The 20,865-nt window shown below is 66.5% G+C and carries 20 protein-coding genes; 6 read left to right on the top strand and 14 right to left on the bottom strand.

Translation table 11 applies throughout. The features are described from left to right. Positions 1 to 45: 45 nt before the first annotated feature. The 6 genes from metX to FHG09_RS03970 form a co-directional block, all read right to left on the bottom strand. Positions 46 to 1,080 (bottom strand): homoserine O-acetyltransferase MetX, encoded by a 1,035-nt coding sequence (gene metX / locus FHG09_RS03995; RefSeq protein WP_152346415.1) that lies wholly within the window; start codon positions 1,078 to 1,080, stop codon positions 46 to 48. 1 nt (position 1,081) lies between these two features. Further along, positions 1,082 to 2,404 carry an O-acetylhomoserine aminocarboxypropyltransferase/cysteine synthase family protein gene (locus FHG09_RS03990; protein ID WP_152346414.1) on the bottom strand — a complete coding sequence of 441 codons (1,323 nt, stop codon included), beginning with the start codon at positions 2,402 to 2,404 and terminating at the stop codon, positions 1,082 to 1,084. Between the two features lie 166 nt (positions 2,405 to 2,570). Next, positions 2,571 to 5,963, bottom strand: coding sequence for an error-prone DNA polymerase (locus tag FHG09_RS03985; RefSeq protein ID WP_152346413.1), 3,393 nt, complete (start codon positions 5,961 to 5,963; stop codon positions 2,571 to 2,573). Between the two features lie 79 nt (positions 5,964 to 6,042). Beyond that, positions 6,043 to 7,677 (bottom strand): DNA polymerase Y family protein, encoded by a 1,635-nt coding sequence (locus FHG09_RS03980; RefSeq protein WP_152346412.1) that lies wholly within the window; start codon positions 7,675 to 7,677, stop codon positions 6,043 to 6,045. Next, a complete protein-coding gene (locus tag FHG09_RS03975; protein WP_227492534.1) occupies positions 7,667 to 8,470 on the bottom strand; it encodes a DNA recombination/repair protein RecA in 804 nt (267 codons plus the stop codon). The genes FHG09_RS03980 and FHG09_RS03975 overlap by 11 nt, the downstream gene beginning before the upstream one ends. Positions 8,471 to 8,509: 39 nt before the next feature. Next, positions 8,510 to 10,165 (bottom strand): HNH endonuclease signature motif containing protein, encoded by a 1,656-nt coding sequence (locus tag FHG09_RS03970; RefSeq protein WP_152346411.1) that lies wholly within the window; start codon positions 10,163 to 10,165, stop codon positions 8,510 to 8,512. A 237-nt stretch (positions 10,166 to 10,402) separates the two neighbouring features. Between FHG09_RS03970 and FHG09_RS03965 the strand changes: the two genes are divergently transcribed. From FHG09_RS03965 to FHG09_RS03955, 3 genes are all read left to right on the top strand, one after another. Continuing rightward, entirely contained in the window at positions 10,403 to 11,134 is a 732-nt protein-coding gene (locus tag FHG09_RS03965; RefSeq protein WP_152346410.1) for a class I SAM-dependent methyltransferase, read from the top strand. Positions 11,135 to 11,224: 90 nt separating this feature from the next. Then, positions 11,225 to 11,689: a tRNA (cytidine(34)-2'-O)-methyltransferase gene (locus FHG09_RS03960; RefSeq protein ID WP_152346409.1), complete on the top strand. Its 465-nt coding sequence runs from the start codon at positions 11,225 to 11,227 to the stop codon at positions 11,687 to 11,689. A gap of 45 nt (positions 11,690 to 11,734) precedes the next feature. Then, on the top strand, positions 11,735 to 12,559 hold the full coding sequence (locus FHG09_RS03955; RefSeq protein WP_152346408.1) for a PfkB family carbohydrate kinase: 825 nt from the start codon (positions 11,735 to 11,737) through the stop codon (positions 12,557 to 12,559). 185 nt (positions 12,560 to 12,744) lie between these two features. Here the strand turns inward: FHG09_RS03955 and FHG09_RS03950 are convergent, their stop codons facing one another. Further along, a complete protein-coding gene (locus FHG09_RS03950; protein WP_009375892.1) occupies positions 12,745 to 12,999 on the bottom strand; it encodes a type B 50S ribosomal protein L31 in 255 nt (84 codons plus the stop codon). A gap of 177 nt (positions 13,000 to 13,176) precedes the next feature. Here FHG09_RS03950 and FHG09_RS03945 point away from each other — a divergent pair, with 177 nt between their 5' ends. After that, entirely contained in the window at positions 13,177 to 13,728 is a 552-nt protein-coding gene (locus FHG09_RS03945; RefSeq protein WP_152346407.1) for a YbaK/EbsC family protein, read from the top strand. A gap of 63 nt (positions 13,729 to 13,791) precedes the next feature. On the opposite strand, the gene FHG09_RS03940 is transcribed toward FHG09_RS03945, so the two are convergent. From FHG09_RS03940 to FHG09_RS03925, 4 genes are read right to left on the bottom strand one after another with little or no spacing between them, the layout of a single operon-like run. Then, positions 13,792 to 14,562, bottom strand: a complete 771-nt coding sequence (locus tag FHG09_RS03940; protein WP_227492533.1) for a phosphatase — start codon at positions 14,560 to 14,562, stop codon at positions 13,792 to 13,794. 57 nt (positions 14,563 to 14,619) lie between these two features. Next, positions 14,620 to 15,513 (bottom strand): TrmH family RNA methyltransferase, encoded by an 894-nt coding sequence (locus FHG09_RS03935; protein ID WP_193627272.1) that lies wholly within the window; start codon positions 15,511 to 15,513, stop codon positions 14,620 to 14,622. 13 nt (positions 15,514 to 15,526) lie between these two features. Beyond that, positions 15,527 to 16,363, bottom strand: coding sequence for a sulfite exporter TauE/SafE family protein (locus tag FHG09_RS03930; protein WP_152346405.1), 837 nt, complete (start codon positions 16,361 to 16,363; stop codon positions 15,527 to 15,529). Between the two features lie 2 nt (positions 16,364 to 16,365). Continuing rightward, positions 16,366 to 17,151, bottom strand: coding sequence for an ABC transporter ATP-binding protein (locus tag FHG09_RS03925; protein WP_152346404.1), 786 nt, complete (start codon positions 17,149 to 17,151; stop codon positions 16,366 to 16,368). Positions 17,152 to 17,195: 44 nt separating this feature from the next. Between FHG09_RS03925 and FHG09_RS03920 the strand changes: the two genes are divergently transcribed. Together FHG09_RS03920 and serB are read left to right on the top strand one after the other, a co-directional pair. Beyond that, complete coding sequence (locus FHG09_RS03920) at positions 17,196 to 17,930, top strand: hypothetical protein (RefSeq protein WP_152346403.1); 735 nt, start codon at positions 17,196 to 17,198, stop codon at positions 17,928 to 17,930. Then, positions 17,927 to 18,604 (top strand): phosphoserine phosphatase SerB, encoded by a 678-nt coding sequence (serB, locus tag FHG09_RS03915; RefSeq protein WP_152346402.1) that lies wholly within the window; start codon positions 17,927 to 17,929, stop codon positions 18,602 to 18,604. Before FHG09_RS03920 ends, serB begins: the two co-directional genes overlap by 4 nt. 92 nt (positions 18,605 to 18,696) lie before the next feature. On the opposite strand, the gene FHG09_RS03910 is transcribed toward serB, so the two are convergent. From FHG09_RS03910 to FHG09_RS03900, 3 genes are all read right to left on the bottom strand, one after another. Continuing rightward, complete coding sequence (locus tag FHG09_RS03910) at positions 18,697 to 19,203, bottom strand: SixA phosphatase family protein (RefSeq protein WP_152346401.1); 507 nt, start codon at positions 19,201 to 19,203, stop codon at positions 18,697 to 18,699. Positions 19,204 to 19,211: 8 nt separating this feature from the next. Continuing rightward, positions 19,212 to 19,970, bottom strand: coding sequence for an enoyl-ACP reductase FabI (fabI, locus tag FHG09_RS03905; protein WP_152346400.1), 759 nt, complete (start codon positions 19,968 to 19,970; stop codon positions 19,212 to 19,214). Between the two features lie 117 nt (positions 19,971 to 20,087). Next, entirely contained in the window at positions 20,088 to 20,798 is a 711-nt protein-coding gene (locus tag FHG09_RS03900; RefSeq protein ID WP_152346399.1) for a beta-ketoacyl-ACP reductase, read from the bottom strand. Positions 20,799 to 20,865 lie beyond the last annotated feature (67 nt).

Below are 20,865 nucleotides of genomic sequence, written 5' to 3'. Positions count from 1 at the left end.
TTCCGGTGCTCGGGGACTCGGCGCGCTTCGGCGTTCCGATCGATCTCAGGCGGCGAGGAAGTCGGCGAGCACCGCGGAGATCTTCACGGTCTCGGTGAGGAACCCGTCGTGGCCGACCGGGGAGTCGATGATGTCGTGTCGGACTCTGCCCGGCAGCGCCTCGGCGAGGATTCCCACCTGCTCGGGCGGGAACAGCCGGTCCGAGGACACCGAGACGACGAGGTTGTCCGTGCAGGCGTCGGCCAATGCGGTCCTGAGATCGGAGGAGCGACCTCGGCGCACATCATGATCACGCAGGGCCCGCGTGAGCACGAGGTAGCTGTGCGGGTCGAACCGGGCGGTGAGCTTCTTCGCCTGGTGGTCCAGATACGAGGTCACCTCGTAGTAGTCCTCCGAACGCATCCGACGGGAGAAGCGTTCGTTGAGGTCGGCATCATTGCGATACGTCAGATGCGCGATCTGTCGGGCCAGACCGAGCCCCTGACTGGGGAAGCTGCCGACGGCCGAATAGTCTCCGGAATAGTAGTCGGCGTCGAGTTCGATCGCGCGTTCCTGCATCATCGCCCAGGCGATCTGGTCGGCTTCGCAGAAGGCCGGTGCGGCGATGACCGCGCATTTGCGGACCTTCCGAGCGTCCAGCAGAGCGAATTCCAGGGCCCGCGCACCTCCCATGGATCCGCCGATGACGGCGACCCAGGAATCGATGCCGAGGATCTGGGCGAGGTTGTGTTCCAGGCGTGCCATGTCCCGAATCGACACCGTGGGAAACCGCGAGCCGTAGGCCAGACCGTCACCGTAGGGCGACTGCGGCCCGGTCGTGCCCGAGCAGCCCCCGAGCGAATTCGCGCACACCACGAAGTACTTGTTCGTATCCACGGCTTCTCCGGGCCCCACAACACCCGCCCACCATTCGGTGACGCGGGTGTCGCCGGTCAGAGCGTGCTCGATGAGGATCGCATTGGATCGCTCGGCGTTGAGGGTGCCGAAGGTCTCATAGGCGATCTCGACCGTGCCGAATGTGTGCCCCGAGTCCGTGCCGAAGCCCAGGATCCGTTCGACGGAGGTGCTCTGGGTGGTCATCTCAGGCCGCGGCCGACGCCTTCGCCGCTGCCGCCGCGAAGCCCTTGTCGAGGTCGCCGATGATGTCGTCGATGCCTTCGAGTCCCACGGACAGACGCACCAGGGCCGGGTTGACTCCGGCTGCTTCCTGGGCCGCTTCGTCGAGCTGCGAGTGGGTGGTCGAGGCCGGGTGGATGACGAGCGAGCGAACGTCGCCGATATTGGCCACGTGCGAGTGCAGTTCGAGGGCGTCGACGAAGGCGACTGCCGCGTCGTAGCCGCCGGCGATGTCGAAGGCCAGCACCGAACCGACACCGTTCGGCAGGTACTTCTTCGCCTTGTCGTTCCACGGGCTCGAGGCGAGTCCGGCGTAGGCGACGCGGGTGACCTGTTCGTGGCCTTCGAGGTAGGCGGCGACCTTCTCCGCGTTCTCGACGTGGCGGGCGATGCGCAGGCTCAGCGTCTCCAGTCCCTGGGCGATGAGGAAGGCGTTGAACGGGCTGGCTGCCGGTCCGAGGTCGCGCAGACCCTGCACGCGGGCCTTGAGTCCGAAGGCCACATTCGCTCCGAGGACGCCGTCGGCGCCGAGGTCGCGGGCGTAGACGAGACCGTTGTAGGACTCATCAGGTTCGTTGAAGCCGGGGAACTTCTCCGGCTGTGCGCCGTAGTCGAAGTTTCCGCTGTCGACGAGGACTCCGGCGATCGAGGTGCCGTGGCCGCCGAGGTACTTCGTGGCCGAGTGGATGACGACGTCGGCGCCGTGCTCGATCGGACGCACCAGGTAGGGGCTGGCCAGGGTGTTGTCGGTGAACAGCGGCACACCGGCGGCATGGGCGATATCCGCGACGGCGGTGATGTCGAGGACGTCGGAGCGGGGGTTGGATACGACCTCGGCGAAGAACAGCTTCGTGTTGTCCTGCACCGCGTTCTTCCATTCATCGAGGTCATCGACGTCGACGAAGGTGGTGTCGATGCCGAGCTTGCGCAGGGTGACGTTGAACAGGTTCTGGGTTCCGCCGTAGAGGCTGGAGCTGGCGACGATATGGTCACCGGCGCCGGCGATGTTCGTGATCGCCAGCAGCGCCGCGGACTGTCCCGAAGCGGTGAGCACGGCGTGGACTCCGCCTTCGAGGTCGGCGATGCGGTTCTCCACGACCTCGGTGGTCGGGTTCGTGATGCGGGTGTAGATGGGCCCGAGTTCGGACAGAGCGAAGCGGTTGGCCGCGGTCTCGTTGCTGTCGAAGACGAACGAGGTGGTCTGGTGGATGGGCAGGGCGCGCGAACCGGTGACCGGGTCGGGGGTCTGTCCTGCGTGGATCTGGCGGGTGTCGAATGACTGGCTCATGGTGTCTCCTCGGTGGGTGCAGCGGTGGTGCCGGCTGATGGAGTCGGTGTGATGTGTCTACTGTCATCGACTTTCGCCTCCCGCGTCCGCCTGTGTGTCATGTTGATGTCATCGTGTGTCATCTTTCGTCACAAGACGTCCAGCAGGTCATCGTCGCTTCCGCGGGTCACCGGAAGTTCCGTGCCTTCGTCGGCAGCTGCACCTCGAGGGGGAGGAGCTTGTGCGCGTAGAGGCTGACCACGTCTCCCCCGCGCTGGATGAGCCCGGTGACGACGAGGGCGTTGCGGGAGGTCGCGACCGTGCGGAAGCGTTTCATCAGCCCGGCCGTGGCCACGACATTGAGCATTCCGAATTCGTCCTCGAGGTTGATGAAGGTGATCCCCGAGGCAGTGGCCGGGCGCTGCCGGTGAGTGACGATCGCGGCCACCGTCATCCGGGTCCCGTCCGCGGCACGTGCGGCATCCGCGGTCGAGGAGTACCCGCGCGCGTTCAGCTGCTCACGCATCATCTGCGTGGGATAGCCGTCGACGGTGATTCCGGTGGAGAAGAGTTCGGCCAGGGTCACGTCGAAGGCGTCCATGGCCGGCAGGGTCGGGGCCGAGTCCACGCTCGCCGTGCCCGGCAGCAGCCCCGGATGGGCACCGGCGACTCCCCCGGCCAGCCACAGCGCCTGCCGCCGGTCGAGGTCGAATCCGGCCAGTGCTCCGGAAGTGGCGAGGGATTCCAGGGCCTGTTTGCCGATTCCGGTGCGTTCGGCCAGGTCCGCCACCGAGGCGAACGGCGCGTTGTCGCGTTCGGTCACGATCACCTCGGCGAAGGTGCCGACATGTGCGACCGTGTCCAGTCCCAAGCGGATCCCCAATTCCCCCGCCGAGGCGGTGCTGTGTCCCGGTTCCCCGGGCCCGACCCGCTCGAGGTCCGTGGCCGCCTGCGACCAGCGGATGTCGACGGGCAGGATCGGCACCCCGTGGCGGCGGGCATCGGCGATGAGCGACTGCGGGGAGTAGAACCCCATCGGCTGGCTGCGCAGCAGTCCGGCGGTGAAGGCCGCGTGGTGGTGGTATTTGAACCAGGCGGACTGATAGACGAGGTTCGCGAAGCTGATGGCATGCGATTCGGGGAACCCGTAGTTCGCGAAGGCGGCGATGGTGGAGAAGATCGTCTCGGCGGTGTCCTCATCCACTCCGCGCTCCATGGCACCTGAGCGGAACTTCTCGGCGAGTTCGGCCATCCGCTTCTCCGACCGGCGTGAGCCCATGGCCTGCCGCAGACGGTCGGCATCGGCCCCGGTGAAGCCGCCGACGTCGATGGCCATCTGCATCAGCTGCTCTTGGAACAGGGGGACTCCGCAGGTCTTGGACAAGGACTTCTCGAGCAGCGGGTGGAGGTATTCGACCGTATCGAGGCCCTGCCGTCGGCGGATATAGGGGTGGACGGATCCGCCTTGGATCGGTCCCGGTCGGATGAGGGCGACCTGGACAGCCAGGTCGTAGAACTTCTTCGGCCGCAGTCGGGGCAGGGTCGCCAGCTGGGCGCGGGATTCGACTTGGAAGACTCCGACGGCATCGGCGCGGCAGAGCATCTCGTAGACGGCTTCGTCGTCGTCATCGATCTCCGCGCGGTCGATGAGGATCCCGGTGTGGCGGTGGACGAGTCCGACCATCTCGTGCAGGGCGGTGAGCATGCCCAGGCCGAGCAGGTCGAACTTCACCAGGTCCATGGCCGCGCAGTCGTCCTTGTCCCATTGGACGACGGTGCGGTGGCCCATCGTCGCCTTTTCGATCGGCACGACTTCGCCGATGGCACGGTCGGCGAGGATCATCCCGCCGGAGTGGATGCCAAGATGACGCGGTGAGCCGAGCAGATCCTCGGCGACCTCGAGCACCGGGGCGGGCACCGGTGAGTCCTCGGCATCGGGCAGGCTCGACCACCGGTTGCTCGACTTCGAGAACGCGTCCTGCTGTCCGGGAGCGTAGCCGAGGCTGAATGCGGCGTCCCGGATCGCCGACTTCGCTCGGTAGGTGATGACGTTGGCGACTTGGGCGGCCCGGTCGCGGCCGAAGTGGTCGTAGACGTACTGGATGACCTCTTCGCGGCGGCCGGATTCGATGTCGATGTCGATGTCCGGGTACCCCTTGCGGTCCGGGGACAGGAACCGGTCGAAGAGCAGCCCGTGCTTGACGGCGTCGACGGCGGTGATGCCGAGGACGAAGCAGACCGCGGAGTTCGCCGCCGAACCCCGACCCTGGCAGAAGATGCCCATATTGCGGCAGAACTCGGTGATGTCGAAGACGATGAGGAAGTAGCCGCAGAAGCCCAGCCGGGCGATCATGTCCATCTCCCGGTCCAGTTGCTCCCACGCCCGCGGATGCTCCGCTCTGGAACCGTAGCGGTGCCGCCCGCGTTCAGCGATGAGTCCGCGCAGGTAGGCCTCACCGTCACCGTCGTCGGGCATCGGCGCCTTCGGCAGGTCGGGGCGGGCCGAGGAGAGGACGAAGGAACAGTCCCGACCGATCCGCACCGCATTGTCCACAGCCTGCCGAGGGAACCGTGCGAGCATCTCCTCACCGGTGTGGATGCGTGCGCTCGCCGTCGCCGGCAGCCATCCTGCCAGTTCGTCCAGCGACAATCGTGATCGCACCGAGGCCCTCACCTGCGCCGACTTCCACCCGGCCCGGGTGGCGAAGTGGACGGCGTTGCTGGCCATGATCGGCAGTCGCATCCGCGAAGCCAGATCGCCGAGGTGGCGCAGCCGCTCATCGTCGTCCGGGGTTCCGTCCCGGCTGAGTTCGACGGCGACCCGGTCGGGTCCGAAGAGTGAAGTGAGTTCGCGCAGAGCACCGAGCCCGCCGTCGTCATCGCCCAGCGCCCGTCGCAGCGGGCCCTTGCGACAGCCGGTGAGGATCATCCAGTCTCCGTTCTCGGCCGCCAGTTCTTCGAGGTCGAAGAGCGGGCGGTTCTTCTCACCGCGCAGGTTCGCCGCGGTGATGATCTGAGAGAGCTGGTGATAGCCCTCGACGCTGCGGGCGAGAACGAGCAGGTGGGTGGCATCGGGATCGGTCTGACCGGGGATCTTCTCCTTCAGCCCCACGGACAGCTCGGAGCCGAACACGGTGTCCAGCCCCACCTCGGCCGCGGCTTGGGAGAAGCGGACGGCGCCGTAGAGGCCGTTGTGGTCGGTCAGCGCCAAGGAACTCAGCCCGGCGGCGGCTCCGGCGGCGACGAGCTCTTCGGGATCAGAGGCTCCGTCGAGGAAGCTGAACTGGGAATGCACGTGCAGCTCCGCCCAGTCCACACCGCTGCGGCGCAGCAGCGGTCCGCTGCCGGGCCCCTGGCCGGCGCCTGTGCCTTTCGGTCCCTGATAGCGGCTGCGTCCGTCCGAACCGCCGGGGCCGACCGAGACTTGGTAGCGGTCGGGGCGGGAGAATGCGGGCGCATCGGAGCCGTCGGCGTGCTTATCGACAGGCTGCTTGTCGGCAGCCGGTTTGTCGACGCTGTCCTTTCCTTCGAGTCTGCGGGCCAGCTTCGACCAGGGGGTGCGCGGGTTCGAGAAGCCCATCGGGGTCTCCTCCTCTCAGAGGTCGTCGTCGGTCAGTGGGTCGCCGGTCAGCAGCAGCGGCCGGTCAGCGGGTTGCCGGTCAGCAGTAGCGGCCGGTGAGGTACCACTGGCCGTGTTCCTTGCTCAGCAGGAGGGCACGGCCGCCATCGGTGACCACCTGCAGACGTGTCCGGTAGACGGATCGGCTCGGGTCCCACCACCCGGATTCGATGGGCCAGGAGCCCGAGTAGTCGGTGATGGTCTCGGTCTGCCCGGTGGGGAATCTGATCGTCGCCGGTGCGGCTCCCAACCCCGAGGGGCGTGCTTCCACCGGTGAGCCGTCGGCTGCGAGCACATCGACGGCGGAGTGTTCGACGGTCGTCGGACGGGGTGCGTGCAGGGCACCGGGCCAGGGGGCGGCAGGGCTGCGTTCGGGGACGGCTGCCTGCTGCCACGGGGTCCACAGGTTCGTCTCGGCGGGGTCCCACCCGCCTTGGAGGCCGGGGACCAGAACGGCATCGGGACCGAACAGTCCCTGCAGACGCTCGAGTGTATGGGTGATCTGGCCGGTGTTCTCGTCGAACAGGCTGCGTGTGGCACCGATCGGAGTGGTCAGTTCGGCCGCGATGAGGCGCAGCGCGATGATGCCGTCCTCGGTGAAGTCCTCGGCATCGGGTGCCGGTTCGTCGCCGATGTCGAGCGCCTGCGGGGCGGCCTGCGCCGGCTGAGGACCCTGTCCCGATCCGGTGTTCGCGGTTCCGGTGCTCACTCCGGCCAGCCAGCCTTCGGCCTGCCACCGCAGGCGGTCAGCGATCGCATTCTCCTGCATGTCCTCGATTCGCCAGGTCCGGGATGAGGACTGGCCGGTCGCTGCATCGAGTTCGATCGTGATCTGGGTGCAGACCAGCCCCTGCCTGCGCACCTTGGCCAGCAGATCTGCGCCGAGCTGGCGGGCGAGGAAGCCGAGGGTGTCGCTGCGGGTCGTCGGGGCATCGAGGTCGAGTTCGACTTCGAGCCGTTCTCCGCGGACGTGGTCGGCGAGCGGAGCCCCTTCCCGTCCGGAGGCCAGGTCGTGCAGATGTCGACCGAAGGCACCGAAGCGTGCGTTCACATCTTTGGCCTCGAGGCGGGCGAAGTCTCCGAGGGTGCGCAGCCCCAGCTGCAGGAAGACCTCGATCAGCGCGGTCGCCTCGGCGCCGGCGTACTCCAGGGTGGTGATCGGCTGGGCGGAGAGGAAGTCCGCGGTCTGCCCGGGCTCGACTCGGCGCGCCTGACCGGCGGCGAGGACTGCGGCGAAGACGGTGTCGGCGATCCCGGGGAAGAACTCCCACCCGGTGTCATCGACGAGAGCCGAGACCAGGGTTTCGACAGCATCGACTTCGTTTGCGCAGCCGTGTCTGAGCGAGGCGAGAGGAACCGCCAATGTTCCCGGACTGAGCAGAGTGAACCGGGCGACGAGGCCTTCGAGGGCACCGACCCCGGCACTGAAATGCCGATTGTCGGCCTCTTCGTCCCAGACTGCGACGTGGGCTTCCGGACAGCGGTATCCCACGGCGCGTTTGTTGTTCCCGGCGGTGATTCCGGCGGCACGGGCGGGAGCATCGGCGGCGATGACCTTGCCTGCGTGGAGGACCGCGACCGGGCGGCCCGGTGCGATGTCGTGTTCGACCGCTGCGGCCACGGCCGGCCAGTCGGGCACGGTGAGGACGAGGGTGCGGTCGGGCTCACCCGACATGGCTGATCACCTGCCGCAGCTGTGTGATCGTCGACCACCGAGGATCGTCGGCCGCGTCCGCATCCTCTGCCGGGACGCGGGATGCTCCGACGGCTGTGTCAGAGACGTCGGAGGTCTCTGCGGGTGCCCCTGCGGGGGCGGCGCCTGCCACCACTTCCAGCGTCCCCGCGGGGACGCTGGTGGGAGTCCCTGACGGTCCCGGCAGCAGGAACCTATGGGTCCCCGTCTGTGAACGGGCGCGCACGAGGCAGGACTGCAGGCGTCCGCGACCGTGTTCGGCACCCGCCCAGCGGGTATCGGTGATCTCGATCTGCTCCGTGCTGCCGGACAGGGGGCGGAGACTGATGAGGCTCATTCGTCGTTCACGGATCTTCGCCAGAAGTCGGGCCCGCTCCGAAGCGCTCGGTGCGAAGCCGGGGTCGACGAGGATGATGTCGAAGGATTCGATGAGGATCGAAGCCACCCGCAGCCAGTCCTCCCCGGGGGTCGCGAGATTGACGAAATGGTCGAGGTCGACACCGAGGTCGGCGATCGAGGATACGGACGGTTCGCCGAGTCCGATGCCGGCACACCACTTCTGCTCCCGGGTGGCCGCAGCGATCGTCGCCAGGCCGCAGCTCAGCGACAGCTCACCGGTGACGGTGACGAGTTCCCCACGCGGCAGACCACCACGGCGAAACAGCGGAGAGAGCACAGGATCCACCGGATGGGGCGGGATCTTATCGAACAGTGCCGCAGCCGTGGAGATCCCCGTCTCCCGGCTGAGCTGCTCGATGACTGGTGCTGCTGACATGACATCCATTATCGAACTGGTGTTCTAAAATGGCAAGATTCAGACAACAGCTCTGCCTTCCCGGGCGTGTCGCCATTCGGCTTCGAACATCCATGCGATACAGAGGCCGAGGTCAAAGCCGTAACCACCCCCGACGGTGCCCGGATCGGCCGCCTTCGTGGCCTCCTTGACCTCTGCAACGCGAACCGCCGTGTTGAACATCATCCGTCCCCTCACCCGACTCTCCAGAGGAAGCAGCTGGGAGCCGTCGGGCAGGTAGAAGGCGAAGGCGGCGGGACCGCGCATCGCTCCGGCGAAGTCCGCTCCGGTGCGCTCGATGCGCAATTGGTACTTGTGCACCACGGTGTGGTGCCGGCGGCAGAGCAGGATGAGATTGTCCATATCGGTCGCCCCTCCCTGCGACCAGGGACGGATATGGTGGGCATCGCATCGCCTGCGGGTGCGACAGCCGGGGAATTGACAGCAGACATCGCGCACACTCAGGGCCATTCGCTGTCGCCTGCTCACCAGACGCTTCGAGCGCCCGAGCATGAGGACGTCGCCTCCGGCGTCCTTGATCGCCCCGTTGATCAGCGCCTCACAGCTCAGGCGCTCCGCCGTCGCCGCGGTGATGCCGCCGAACCCTTCGATCCGGCAGGTCGTGTCCGCTTGTCCTGTCGATGTCCCCGCGGGGACGCTCTCCTGCCCTGCAGGAACGTCTGATCCGGTCTCCGTTCCCGCGGGGACGCCTGCTTCGGTCGCCGCCCTTGCGGGGATGCTGAGGAGAGGGGGTTCGAAAGCAGGGGCGGCTTCCACCGCAGCGCCGCTGCGGGTGATCACCTCGGCGGAGGCATGGACGAGCAGCCGGGCACGGTCGGCATCGATCGAACCCGTGGGCTCGGCACGAGGGAAGGCATGGATGATCTCCATCAGGCACATGACTTGGGAGACCGGCTCATAAGGAGCCTCGTCCCCTTTGCCGTCTCCGTCGACGTTGCCGCCTTCGTCCGCCACAGCGCTGCCCTCGGCCACGGCTCCCTCCTCGTCGGCAGCGCCGACGGGGCGCTCGAGAACCTGCCGGGCGGCATCGAGCATCGCAGCGATCTCCGCGGCGTCGTCTTCCTCGAGTTCGATCGTGATCCGGGTCCGACCGGGTGCCACCTGACGCATGCTCACGCTGTCCTGAGCCAGGAACAGCGGGAACGGTCCGTTGTCGATCTTGTCGGCCAGCTGCTGGTAGTTCTGGGAGATCCGGCTGATCTGACTGCCCGTGGCAAGGGTGGCCAGACGCAGCGCTTCATCGTCGCCGATCCGCTCCCCCAGTCGGGTCACTTCCCGCACCTTGGAGAAGCTGACATCACCGTCCGCCAGACTCTTCCTCACCTTCGGCATCTCACGCAGCGCTGTCATCACACGGACGTACTCGCGTGCAGTGTGCATGCTCACCGACGCCACATGCATCACCCACTCGGTCAAGGTCTTCACGCCGACCCATTCCGCCCACAGCCCCCGCCGCTCGACCTCGTCGATGAGCGCGATGACACGAGCGTGGCAGAAGGAGATGCACGAGATGTTGCGCCGGATATCGATCACGATCTGCTCACAGGTGAGGGTGCCGGGGTCCACATCGGCTTCAGCTCCTCCGCAGTCCTTCGGGTCGACACTCAGCCCGTCGAATTCGGCGGCCTCCGCCTCAATCGGGTTGTCGTCTCTCATGGTTCTCCCCTTCCGCGACCTCTTCGGTCCTCCGGTCCGGCAATCCCCCTGACCACCAACCGTGCCTTCACTCTAGAATCCGGCACTGACACGAGAAATCCATCCACAGCACCCTGCACGCATGGACCGCAGTCCAGATTCGATTGAGTTTCGTTTATGCAGGTGAACATCGCAGGCAGGCTGATCGTCGAGCTCCTCCGCACCAGTCATGTCACCGCCGACGGGTAGGGTGACGTCATGACTGACGGCAGCAACGACAGCGCAGGCGACGGCCACGGCGCAGGCACCGCACAGACACCGTCGACCGATGACACGCGCACCCGGGAGGCGCCCACGCGCGATTCCTATGATGCGATCGCGCAGACCTACACGGAGTGGGTCGCCGATGAACTCACTGCGAAACCCCATGACCGGGCCGTCCTCGGAGCCTTCTCAGAACTCGTCCTCGGCACCGGTTCGGCAGAGGTCCTCGACATCGGCTGCGGTCCCGGTCGCATCACCTCGTTCCTCGCCGCTCTCGGGCTCACCCCGCGCGGCCTCGACCTCTCCCCTGCCATGATCGAACTCGCCCGGGGTCTCTATCCGACGCTCGGATTCGACGTCGGAACGATGACCGCCCTGCCCTATGCCGACGATTCCTACGCCGGTCTCGTCGCCTGGTACTCGACGATCCACGTCCCCGATGACGCCCTTGCCCTCACCTTCGCCGAGGCGGCTCGTGTCCTCCGTCCGGGCGGTTGGTTCCAGCTGGCGTTCCAACTCGGCGGCCGGATCGACCATGTCTCCGATCTCGCCGGCTTCCCCGTCGATCTCGATTTCCACCGGCGCTCGCTCGATCAGGTCCTCGCCGCCCTCGAACCGCACGGGTTCACACCGGCCACCCGATTCGAACGCGAACCCGACCGCGTCGGCCGCTATCCGGAGGCGACCCGACAGGGCTGCCTGCTTGTACGCAAACCGGACCAGTGATCATGTTCACCCCGCCGGGAGAACGGCGCAGACGAAAGTGCGACCGCGCTGTCTGACCAGCAGACCGCGGGGTGAGAAGATGAGTTCGATATGAATATCGACATCGTCTTCCACACTCCCGAGATCCCCGGCAACACCGGCAACGCCATCCGGCTCGCAGCGGTCACCGGGGCCCATCTTCATCTCGTCGAACCCCTCGGCTTCGATCTCTCCGATGCGAAGCTGCGCCGAGCCGGTCTCGACTATCACGACCTCGCCCATGTCACCGTTCACCGGTCGATCGACGAGCTGTGGGGCCACCTCGGTGAGCGTCGGGTGATCGCGTTCAGCACGCATACGGACGATTCCTTCGCCGAGGTGGACTACCAAGACGGAGATGTCCTCCTCTTCGGGCGCGAGTCGACGGGACTGCCCGACGATGTCATCAACGACGAGCATGTGGACATGGCGGTGCGGATTCCGATGCTGCCGGCACGTCGTTCGCTCAACCTGGCGAATTCGGCATCGATCGCCATCTACGAAGCTTGGCGCCAGCACGGCTACGCAGGAGCCTGAACCCGCGTAGACTTCTTCGCGGACGCTTTACCCGAAAGGACCACTATGACCGCAAAGGTGCTCACCGTCGCCGGATCCGACGTATCCGGAGGCGCCGGACTCGAAGCCGACCTGAAGATGTTCGACGAATACGGTGCCTTCGGCACTGCCGTCGTCACCTGCATCGTCACTTTCGATCCCAATGACGGATTCGCCCACGTCCTCGAGTTCATCGAGCCCGAGGTCGTCAACCGTCAGCTCGAATCGACTCTGGCCGTGCACGAGTTCACCGCCATCAAATCCGGAATGCTCGGCTCCGTCGACTCGGCACTGGTCCTCGCCGAAGAGCTGAAGACCAACGATCTGCCGTACGTCTTCGATCCTGTGCTCGTGTGCAAGGGCGCTGGCACCATGGTCGATCTCAAGGATCTCTTCGTCGAGAACCTCGTGCCCTTGGCCACCGTCGTCACCCCGAACCTCGAAGAGGCCGCGACCCTGGCCGGGGTCGACGCCATCGATTCCGTCGAGGGCATGATCGAGGCCGCGAAGATCATCCACGGGCAGGGAGCGAAGAACGTCGTCGTCAAGGGCGGGGCCCGCCTCGCCGGAGATGATGCCATCGACATCCTCTTCGACGGTGAGACCGTGACGACTCTGCGTTCGCGCAAGGTCAACGACAAGCTCGTCAACGGCGCCGGCTGCTCCTTCGCCTCCTCGATCGCGGCGGGCATCGCCACCGGTCTGGATATCAAGGATGCCGTCGTCTCCGCGAAGGAGAAGGTGGCTCACGGAATCGCGAACTGCCTCGACAACGCCACCGGCGTCGCGTCGCTCTACCACCCGGCGGCTCGGGTGAGCCCCTCCCCCGAGGTCTCAGTCACCGTCGACTGACCTGCGATAGACTGTGCCCCCGCGGGACACAACCCGTCGCGTCCCCGCGGGGACGTGCGCGCGACCTGACTCGTCCCCGCGGGGACGTCGCATCAGTCGCAGACGGCCTGCAGGCAGCAGATTGCCCCGCACACCGAACTCGGTGTGCGGGGCAATCTGTATGAAGCTGTCGGGAACGCCCGAGATCAGCGCTTGCCGAAGCCCTTGTAGCGGTCCTTGAACTTCTCCACGCGGCCGGCGGAGTCGAGGATGCGCTGCTTGCCCGTGTAGAACGGGTGCGAAGCGGAAGAGATCTCGACGTCGATCACGGGGTAGGTGTTGCCGTCTTCCCACTCGATGGTCTTGTCGCTCTTAGCGGTGGAGCGGGTGAGGAACTTGGTGCCGGAAGCCAGATCGTTGAACACGATCGGCGCGTATTCCGGGTGGATGTCCTTCTTCATATTCTTACCTCTGCTGAATTCTTTCAGGCGCCTGATATGGGTCCGACCCATCTGCCAGTGCCCGAATTCGTCTGCTGGACACGCTCCGAACCGTAGGAACCGGACACGAAGCGACAGTCCAGTCTAACCGATGGGCGCGGGCAAAGCAATTCGACACGGATCTCCTACACTGTGGCCATGACCACGAAGGAACGCCTCACCACTCAGTTCACTCTCCAACCCGCCGCCACCGCCCCCGAGCTCGTGGCCGATTCGACGGCCGCCGCTCTTCAGACAGTCTCCGGTGACGTCGACGTGTTCGCCATCGATCCGCAGATCGCGGACACCGCGTCTCTCCTCGGTGCCACGGATCTGCCTCCGGCTACCTCGGCGAACTGTGTCCTCGTTGCCGGTTCGCGAGGCGGTGAGGAGCGCATCGCCGCATGTATGGTGCTCGCGAACACCCGCGCCGATGTCAACAAACGAGTCAAGAAGCTCCTCGACGTCCGCAAGGCCTCGTTCCTCCCGCTCGAGCGCGCCGTGAGCGAATCGGGGATGGAGTACGGCGGGATCGGACCGATCGGTCTGCCGGACAACTATCGGGTGCTCATCGATTCGCGCGTCGCCGAAGCCGACGAACTCATCATCGGTTCCGGTATCCGCGGCTCCAAGCTGCTGCTCTCCGGTTCCACGCTCGCGTCCCTGCCCGGCGCCGAGGTGATCCAGGACCTGGCCAACGAGATCGACTGAGGGTGACGTCCGGTCCGGTGCCGACTGGCAGTTCAGCCCCGCCCGTCAGTGCAGAACCGCCCGTCAGTTCAGCCCCGCCCGTTCGATGACGAAATCGATGAGCGGGGCATAGAGGTTCGGCACGACGTCGTCATCGAGCGGGATGGTCGCCTCGACCTGCCCCTGCGCTTCGGCGACGAAGAGCGCCGGATCATTGCAGTCGGCGTAGCCGATGGTCCGCAGCCCCCTGCTCGAGGCGGCCCCGGCCCACCCATGGTCGGCGACGACGAGGTCGGGAGACGATCCGCCGCGAGCGGCGAAATCGTTGAGAAGCGCATGCATGGGTTCGGCCAGGTGGGTGTGCGGGCTGCCGCCGTGCTGATGCCAGGTCCACACATCGCCGATCTGGCGGAGGTCACCGCCGATCTCCGGGACCGGGATGAAATGGTCCTGGGTGTCGATGACCGCGCCGGCGGACTTCGCGGCCCGGGCGATCGCCATATGGACGGGCAGCAACCCGGCCGGGTGACCGGTGGCGAAGAGGATCCGGCCACCTGAGCGTGTGACCTCGCCGACCGCCTCGGCGAGTCTCTCCAGCGCGGCGATGCAGGCCTCCGTGGAGATCGTGTCCACGCCTTCGACGAATTCGGGGTCGGGCCGCAGACCGCAGCGTTCGACCATGAGCGCGAACACGGAGTCATAGTCCCAGTCGCGGGCCAGTTCGACACCGAAGTCGAACTGGCGTTCCTGGGCAAGGAAACGGTGGATATGGGAGAGGTTGTTCTCCCTGGGAGTTGCGACCTCCCCGGTGATCCGTCCGGCTTCGAGGGCTTGGGCTAGGGTGCTGCGGTCCACTGAGGTCCTCTCTGTAGCGGCGGCGGAGAAGGGCGCTGTCGGTTCAACTGTCATAGCTCACCCCTTCTGCAGGGCGAAGCAGGTCACCGCCGAGGCGGCTGCCACGTTGAGGGAGTCCACTCCCCCGCTCATGGGGATCATCACGGTCGAATCGCAGGCGGCGATCGTCGACTTCTTCAGTCCGTCGCCCTCGGTGCCGAACACGACGGCGGTCCGCTCGGGTGCGGATGCGGCGAACTCGCGCAGGCTCACCGAATCCGTCTCGAGCGCCAGTGCGGCGACGTGGAACCCGGCTTCCTGCAGTTCGGCGATCCCGGCGGGCCAGGTCTCGATACGGGTCCACGGCACCTGGAACACCGTGCCCATCGAGACTCTGATCGACCGGCGGTACAGCGGGTCGGCGCAGCGCGGGCTCACGAGCACGGCATCGGCTCCGAACGCGGCAGCGGAACGGAAGATCGCGCCGACGTTCGTATGGTCGACGATGTCTTCGATGACGACGATGCGCCGGGCGTCCTCGACCAAGGAGGCGACCGGGGCCAGAACGGGGCGGCCCATGGCGGCCAGGGCGCCTCGGTGCAGGTGGAATCCGGTCAGAGATTCGACGGCGGCATCCGTGCCGATGAAGATCGGCACATCGCTGTCGACGATGATGTCGGCGAGGTCGAACAGCCATTTCGGGCTGGTCAGGAATGACCGGGGAGACAGACCGGCAGCGTGAGCGCGGCGGATGATCTTCGAGGATTCGGCGATGAACAGCCCCTCGGCGGGTTCCCGGACGCTGCGCAGGGCGACGTCGGTCAGCTGTGTATAGTCGCGCATCTCATCCGAGCCGCCGGCGACGAGATCCGCTTCGTCGAAGAACCGCAGTCGTTCGACGGCGATCCCGAGCTCAGCGGACCGGTCGATGACCTGCTGCCTCGTCAGGGGTGCCTTGGCCGGAGTGTTCACAGCTCTCTACCCATCACAGTGTGACGATCCGCCAGATCGCGACGAGACCGAGGATGACGATGACGGTGCGCAGCAGCACCGGGGAGAACTTCCGCCCCACCCGCGCTCCGAAGTATCCGCCAATCAGGGAGCCGACGGCGATGCAGATCACGGCGATCCAGTTGATGCGGTCATGGCCGACGATGATGTACGTGCTCGCCGAGACCGTGTTGACGACGAGGACGAGCACGTTCTTCAGTCCGTTGAGTCGCTGCAGATCATCGGGCAGCAGCAGGCCGAGCAGGGCGATGAGGATGATGCCCTGCGCCGCGGCGAAGTAGCCGCCGTAGATCGCGGTGAGGAAGACGACGACGAGCACGGCGATGTACCGGCCCGTGGACAGTCTGTCCCCCGCCGAGGCGGCCCGATGTTCGATGCCGGCGGCCTGGGCCCGGCGCAGGGACCGGTTCTTCAGGTAGCGCGAGAGATACGGCTGCCCCACGACCATGACGAGAGCCACGACGAGGAGGACGGGCACGATCGTCTCGAAGGCGTCCTCCGGCAGGTGCAGCAGCAGATACGCCCCGGTCAGCGACCCGAGCAGGGACGCGGGGACGAACCCGAGGATCCGTCTCCACTGTCCGCGCAGCTCTTCGCGGTATCCGAACGAGGAGGCGATATTGCCGGGGATCAGACCGACCGCGTTGCTCATCGTCGACACCACCGGCGGCACTCCGAAGGCGACGAGTGCCGGGAAGGTGATGAGCGTTCCGGAGCCGACGACGGCGTTGATGGCGCCCGCCGCGATTCCGGCGACGATGATGAGGCCGATCTGCCACGGTTCGAGGCTGAGGTTCGCCAGCAGCTCCATGCTCAGAGGGCGGAACGTGCGTGGTAGCGCTGACCGTCCCGCGTGAGCTTGACGTCGATGCCGAAGGTCGCCGCGAGGTTCTCGGCCGTCAGGGTCTCCTCGATCGGGCCGGCGACCAGATCGGTGCCCTCGGACAGCAGCAGCACGTGCGTGATGCCCTCCGGGATCTCCTCGACATGGTGGGTGACCATGATCGTGGCCGGTGCCCACTTCGACGACAGGATCTCCGAGAGCGCACCGAGCAGCTCCTCACGTCCGCCGAAGTCGAGTCCGGAGGCCGGCTCGTCGAGCAGCAGCAGCTCCGGGTCGGTCATGAGCGCACGCGCGATCTGCACGCGCTTGCGCTCACCTTCGGACAGCGTGCCGAAGGTGCGATCGGCCAGATGGGTGATGTGGAAGGCGGCCAGCAGATCGCGGGCGCGGTCGATGTCGTCCTGCTCGTACTCCTCCACCCAGCGTCCGGTGACGCCGTAGGCGGCGGTGAGCACGGTGTCGAGGACCGCTTCGGAACTGGGAATGCGGTTGGCCAGAATCGTCGAGGCATAGCCGATGCGCGGACGCAGTTCGAACACGTCGACGCGCCCGAGCTGCTCTTCGAGGATGTTGACCGTACCCGTCGTCGGGTGCATGCGACCGGCCGCGAGTTCGAGCAGGGTCGTCTTGCCCGCACCGTTGGGGCCGAGCACCGCCCAGTGCTCGCCTTCGGCGACGGTCAGCGAGAAATCGTCGAGGAGGAAATCGGTCCCCCGGCGCACGGACACAGAATCCAGATTCAGGACTTCACTCATATCCTCAGACTCTATCGCAGACGAGCCGTCTATCCTGGTTCGACATGGACCTCACGACCGACTCGCTGCTGCTGACCCTGGCCATCAACCACCGTCTGCGCTCGACGCTGCCCCCTGACGAGGTCACCTCTGCTTTCCTCGATGATGATCGTGATGTTCCTCTCATCGTCTCCGATGAGGTGTTCGACACGTCCGTACCCACCGGTCTGCTGCTCTTCGCAGCCGAGGCGGCCGCCGCCGGAATCACCCATGCGCGCCTGGCCCTGCACCACCCGTCGCTGCCGCATACGACTCCCCCGGTCGATCGCACCGCCCGGACGAAGGTCGGGCGCCACAGCGCCCCCGTCGTCCTCCACCGCGGTGACGAACAGGCGGCGATCGCCCTCACCGGTGCCGAGGCGAACGTGGAGGTCCTCGCCTGCCGACCTACTGTGTTCCGGCCCGTCACGGTCGGAACCGCAGCGGAGGCGCTGCGTCGTCTGCGTCTGCTGGTGATGGAAGGTCTTCGTCTCATCGAGTCCATCGACGTCCCCGAGGAATGGCGGCAGGGACCGTGGCGCGACTGGCAGGAGGAGCTGTCGACGATGCACCCGATCTCCCGGCTCATCCCCACCGAGGCGGATTCCCGAGCGATCTACGCCGCCCTCGACATCCACCACCGGATGCGCTCGGTGCTCGCCCCGGCCACGGTCGCCCCGCCTCGGTTCGGTGCGCTGCTGTCTCAGCTGCACCCCGCCGCCGCGGACTACATCATGACTGTGGCTACGATGAAGGGGTGAATGAGACACCACAGGCCAACGCCTCCCAGATCCCCGTCCAGCTGCTTGTCATGGACGTCGATTCGACCTTCATCAACGAGGAGGTCATCGACCTCATCGCCGCCCATGCTGGTATCGGAGACCGGGTCGCCGACATCACCGAACGCGCCATGGCCGGTGAGCTCGACTTCGTCGCGTCCCTGGCCGAACGGGTCGCACTTCTGAGCGGCCTGCCGGAGTCCGTGCTCGATGAGGTGCGGGAGCAGATCACCCTCACCGAGGGCGCCGCCGAGCTCGTCGCGGCAGTGCATTCCTCCGGTGGTCAGGTGGCATTGGTCTCGGGCGGCTTCACCGCCATCATCGCTCCAGTGGCCGCGCAGCTGGGCATCACCGACGTCTTCGCCAACGGACTCGACATCGTCGACGGCCACCTCACCGGTCGGACGAGCGGCCGCGTCATCGGCCCGGACGTCAAGGCCGAGATCTTCGAGGATCTGCTGGCCGCCGGCGGATACGACCGTGCCGCCTCGGTGGCGGTCGGTGACGGGGCCAATGACATCGGCATGATCGAAGCCGCCGGTCTGGGAGTCGCCTTCTGCGCGAAGCCGGCTCTCGTGGCAGCAGCGGATGCGTCGGTGACGACTCGGGACCTGCGGTCCGTGATCGACCTCGTGACGGCGCGGACAGGAAGCTGAACTTCGTCACAGCCACCTGACCGGTGAGACGCCTGTGGCGCTGACGGATGATCCGTCAGCGCCACAGCCGTCTCACCAGTCGGGCAGAGAGCTCAGACTCCGTGGAAGACCCGGATCTGCGGGGCAGGGTACTGTCCCGGTTCCACGTCCCAGCTCTCGAGGTCGAAGACCGCGATCGAGGAGGGACGGAACGCATCGGGAACCCCGCCTTCCGGGTTGAGGTGGCCGACCACCTCGGCGACGGTGGGCTGGTGGCCCACGATATACGCGCATTCCGCGTCCGCGGGGATCGAGTTGATCGCATCCAGCCAGTCGTCGACGGACCCGGCATACAGGGAGGGGTCCTCACGCAGGGTCAGCTGCCCCGGTTCGTCGAGGGATCCTCCGTGGGCGCGGTTGACGGCCTCGACGACGGCCTGGCCGGTCTGCACGGTGCGCCGTGCCGCCGAGGCGATGGCCACATCGGGTGACCAGCGTTCGGCGATCTCGGCACCGGCTTCGACCGCTTGGGCCAGACCCTTCGGGTCCAGGGACCGTTCGAAATCGGTCGGACCGTGCGCTTCCGCCTTCGCATGGCGGGCGAGGATGAGCACAGGCATGAGCTGGCTCAGGCTCCGGTGGAGTGGAATCCGCCGTCGACGTGGATCATCTCGCCGGTGGTGGCGGGGAACCAGTCGGAGAGCAGGGCGACGATGGCCTTGCCGGCAGGAGTGGTGTCCGTCTGGTCCCAGCCCAGAGGTGCGCGGTCGCCCCACATGTCTTCCAGCGTTCCGAAGCCGGGAATGGACGTTGCGGCAGTGGTCTTCAGCGGTCCCGCCGAGACGAGGTTGACGCGCACACCGTCTTCGCCGACGTACTTGGCGAGGTAGCGGGCGGTCGATTCGAAGGCGGCCTTGGCCACACCCATCCAGTCGTAGACCGGCCAGGAGATGGTCGCATCGAAGGTCAGACCGACGATCCCTGCGCCCTTGTTGAGCACGGGCTTCGCAGCCACGGCGATGGCCTTGAGCGAGTATGCGGAGACGTGGATGGCCGCCGACACCGAGTCCCACGGGGTGTCGAGGAAGACTCCGCCGAGGGCATCCTTCGGGGCGAAGGCGATGGCGTGGACGATGCCGTCGATATTGCCCCCGAGGCGCTCGGGCAGTGCCGCGAGATCCTCTTCGTTGGTGGCGTCGAGTTCGATGACCTGCGGGGTCTGGGGCAGGCGTTCGGCGATCACCTGGGTGATCTTCATCTGGCGGCCGAAGCTCGAGAGGATGACCTCGGCTCCCTGCTCCTGTGCGATGCGAGCGGCGGCGAAGGCGATCGAGGCCTCGGTGAGCACGCCGGTGACGAGAATGCGCTTTCCGTCAAGAATTCCCATGGTGGTCCTTTCGAAAGGAAGGTGGTTGCGTGTGCATGACTCCGCTTCAGGCGGTGTCCCTGTATCGAAGTCTACGGGCTGCGGCCGGGCAGGGCCGCATCGTCCGCGGGCTCCGGCTCAGTGGCCCATGCCCAGTCCGCCGTCGACGGGGATGACGGCACCGGAGATGTAGGCGGCTTCGTCGGAGGCCACCCAGCGGACGACCTTGGCGACCTCTTCGGCTTCGGCGAAGCGCTTGGCCGGGATCGTCGCCAGGTATTCTGATCGCTGCTTCTCGCTCAGCTCATCGGTCATGTCCGTGCGGATGAAGCCGGGCGCCACGACGTTGGCGGTGATTCCGCGGGAGCCGACCTCACGGGTGATGGAGCGGGCGAAGCCGACGAGTCCGGCCTTCGACGCCGAGTAGTTCGCCTGGCCGGGAACGCCGTAGAGGCCCGACACCGAGGAGATGAGGACGATGCGGCCCCTCTTCGCCCGGATCATCCCGGTGATGCCGCGCTTGACGGTGCGGAAGGCACCGGTGAGGTTCGTGTCGATGACGGATTCGAACTCGTCATCGTTCATCCGCATGAGCAGGTTGTCGGCGGTGATTCCGGCATTGGCCACGACGACCTCGATGGGGCCGAGCTTCTCTTCGATCTCGGTGAACGCCCGATCGATGGATTCGCTGTCGGTGACATCGGCGGCCACGGCGAGGGCGCCTTCCGGGGCCTGACCGTTGCGGGAGGTGACTGCCACCTTGTCCCCCTGGGCGAGGAATTCCTCGGCGATGGTGCGACCGATTCCGCGGTTGCCGCCGGTGACGAGGACTGTGCGTGGTTCTGACACGTTGGTCTCCTGTTGCTCGACTGTGTTCTTCAAATCTATCGTGGACAAACCTATCCTGTCCTTTGGC

It is taken from the genome of Brevibacterium sp. CFH 10365, from assembly GCF_009299785.1.
Taxonomy (GTDB): Bacteria; Actinomycetota; Actinomycetes; order Actinomycetales; family Brevibacteriaceae; genus Brevibacterium; species Brevibacterium limosum.
The sequence above is the reverse complement of the archived record's forward strand: the minus strand, read 5'-3'. Positions and strand labels throughout refer to the sequence as shown.

Excerpts from the sequence above, each read along its gene's own strand:
- metX (WP_152346415.1), bottom strand. The coding sequence starts at position 1,080 with ATGACCACCCAGAGCACCTCCGTCGAACGGATCCTGGGCTTCGGCACG.
- FHG09_RS03985 (WP_152346413.1), bottom strand. The coding sequence starts at position 5,963 with ATGGGCTTCTCGAACCCGCGCACCCCCTGGTCGAAGCTGGCCCGCAGA.
- FHG09_RS03910 (WP_152346401.1), bottom strand. The coding sequence starts at position 19,203 with ATGCCTGTGCTCATCCTCGCCCGCCATGCGAAGGCGGAAGCGCACGGT.
- FHG09_RS03945 (WP_152346407.1), top strand. The coding sequence starts at position 13,177 with ATGACCACGAAGGAACGCCTCACCACTCAGTTCACTCTCCAACCCGCC.
- FHG09_RS03990 (WP_152346414.1), bottom strand. The coding sequence starts at position 2,404 with ATGAGCCAGTCATTCGACACCCGCCAGATCCACGCAGGACAGACCCCC.
- FHG09_RS03975 (WP_227492534.1), bottom strand. The coding sequence starts at position 8,470 with ATGTCAGCAGCACCAGTCATCGAGCAGCTCAGCCGGGAGACGGGGATC.
- FHG09_RS03930 (WP_152346405.1), bottom strand. The coding sequence starts at position 16,363 with ATGGAGCTGCTGGCGAACCTCAGCCTCGAACCGTGGCAGATCGGCCTC.
- FHG09_RS03980 (WP_152346412.1), bottom strand. The coding sequence starts at position 7,677 with ATGTCGGGTGAGCCCGACCGCACCCTCGTCCTCACCGTGCCCGACTGG.
- FHG09_RS03950 (WP_009375892.1), bottom strand. The coding sequence starts at position 12,999 with ATGAAGAAGGACATCCACCCGGAATACGCGCCGATCGTGTTCAACGAT.
- fabI (WP_152346400.1), bottom strand. The coding sequence starts at position 19,970 with ATGGGAATTCTTGACGGAAAGCGCATTCTCGTCACCGGCGTGCTCACC.
- FHG09_RS03925 (WP_152346404.1), bottom strand. The coding sequence starts at position 17,151 with ATGAGTGAAGTCCTGAATCTGGATTCTGTGTCCGTGCGCCGGGGGACC.
- FHG09_RS03960 (WP_152346409.1), top strand. The coding sequence starts at position 11,225 with ATGAATATCGACATCGTCTTCCACACTCCCGAGATCCCCGGCAACACC.
- FHG09_RS03970 (WP_152346411.1), bottom strand. The coding sequence starts at position 10,165 with ATGAGAGACGACAACCCGATTGAGGCGGAGGCCGCCGAATTCGACGGG.
- FHG09_RS03965 (WP_152346410.1), top strand. The coding sequence starts at position 10,403 with ATGACTGACGGCAGCAACGACAGCGCAGGCGACGGCCACGGCGCAGGC.
- FHG09_RS03955 (WP_152346408.1), top strand. The coding sequence starts at position 11,735 with ATGACCGCAAAGGTGCTCACCGTCGCCGGATCCGACGTATCCGGAGGC.
- FHG09_RS03920 (WP_152346403.1), top strand. The coding sequence starts at position 17,196 with ATGGACCTCACGACCGACTCGCTGCTGCTGACCCTGGCCATCAACCAC.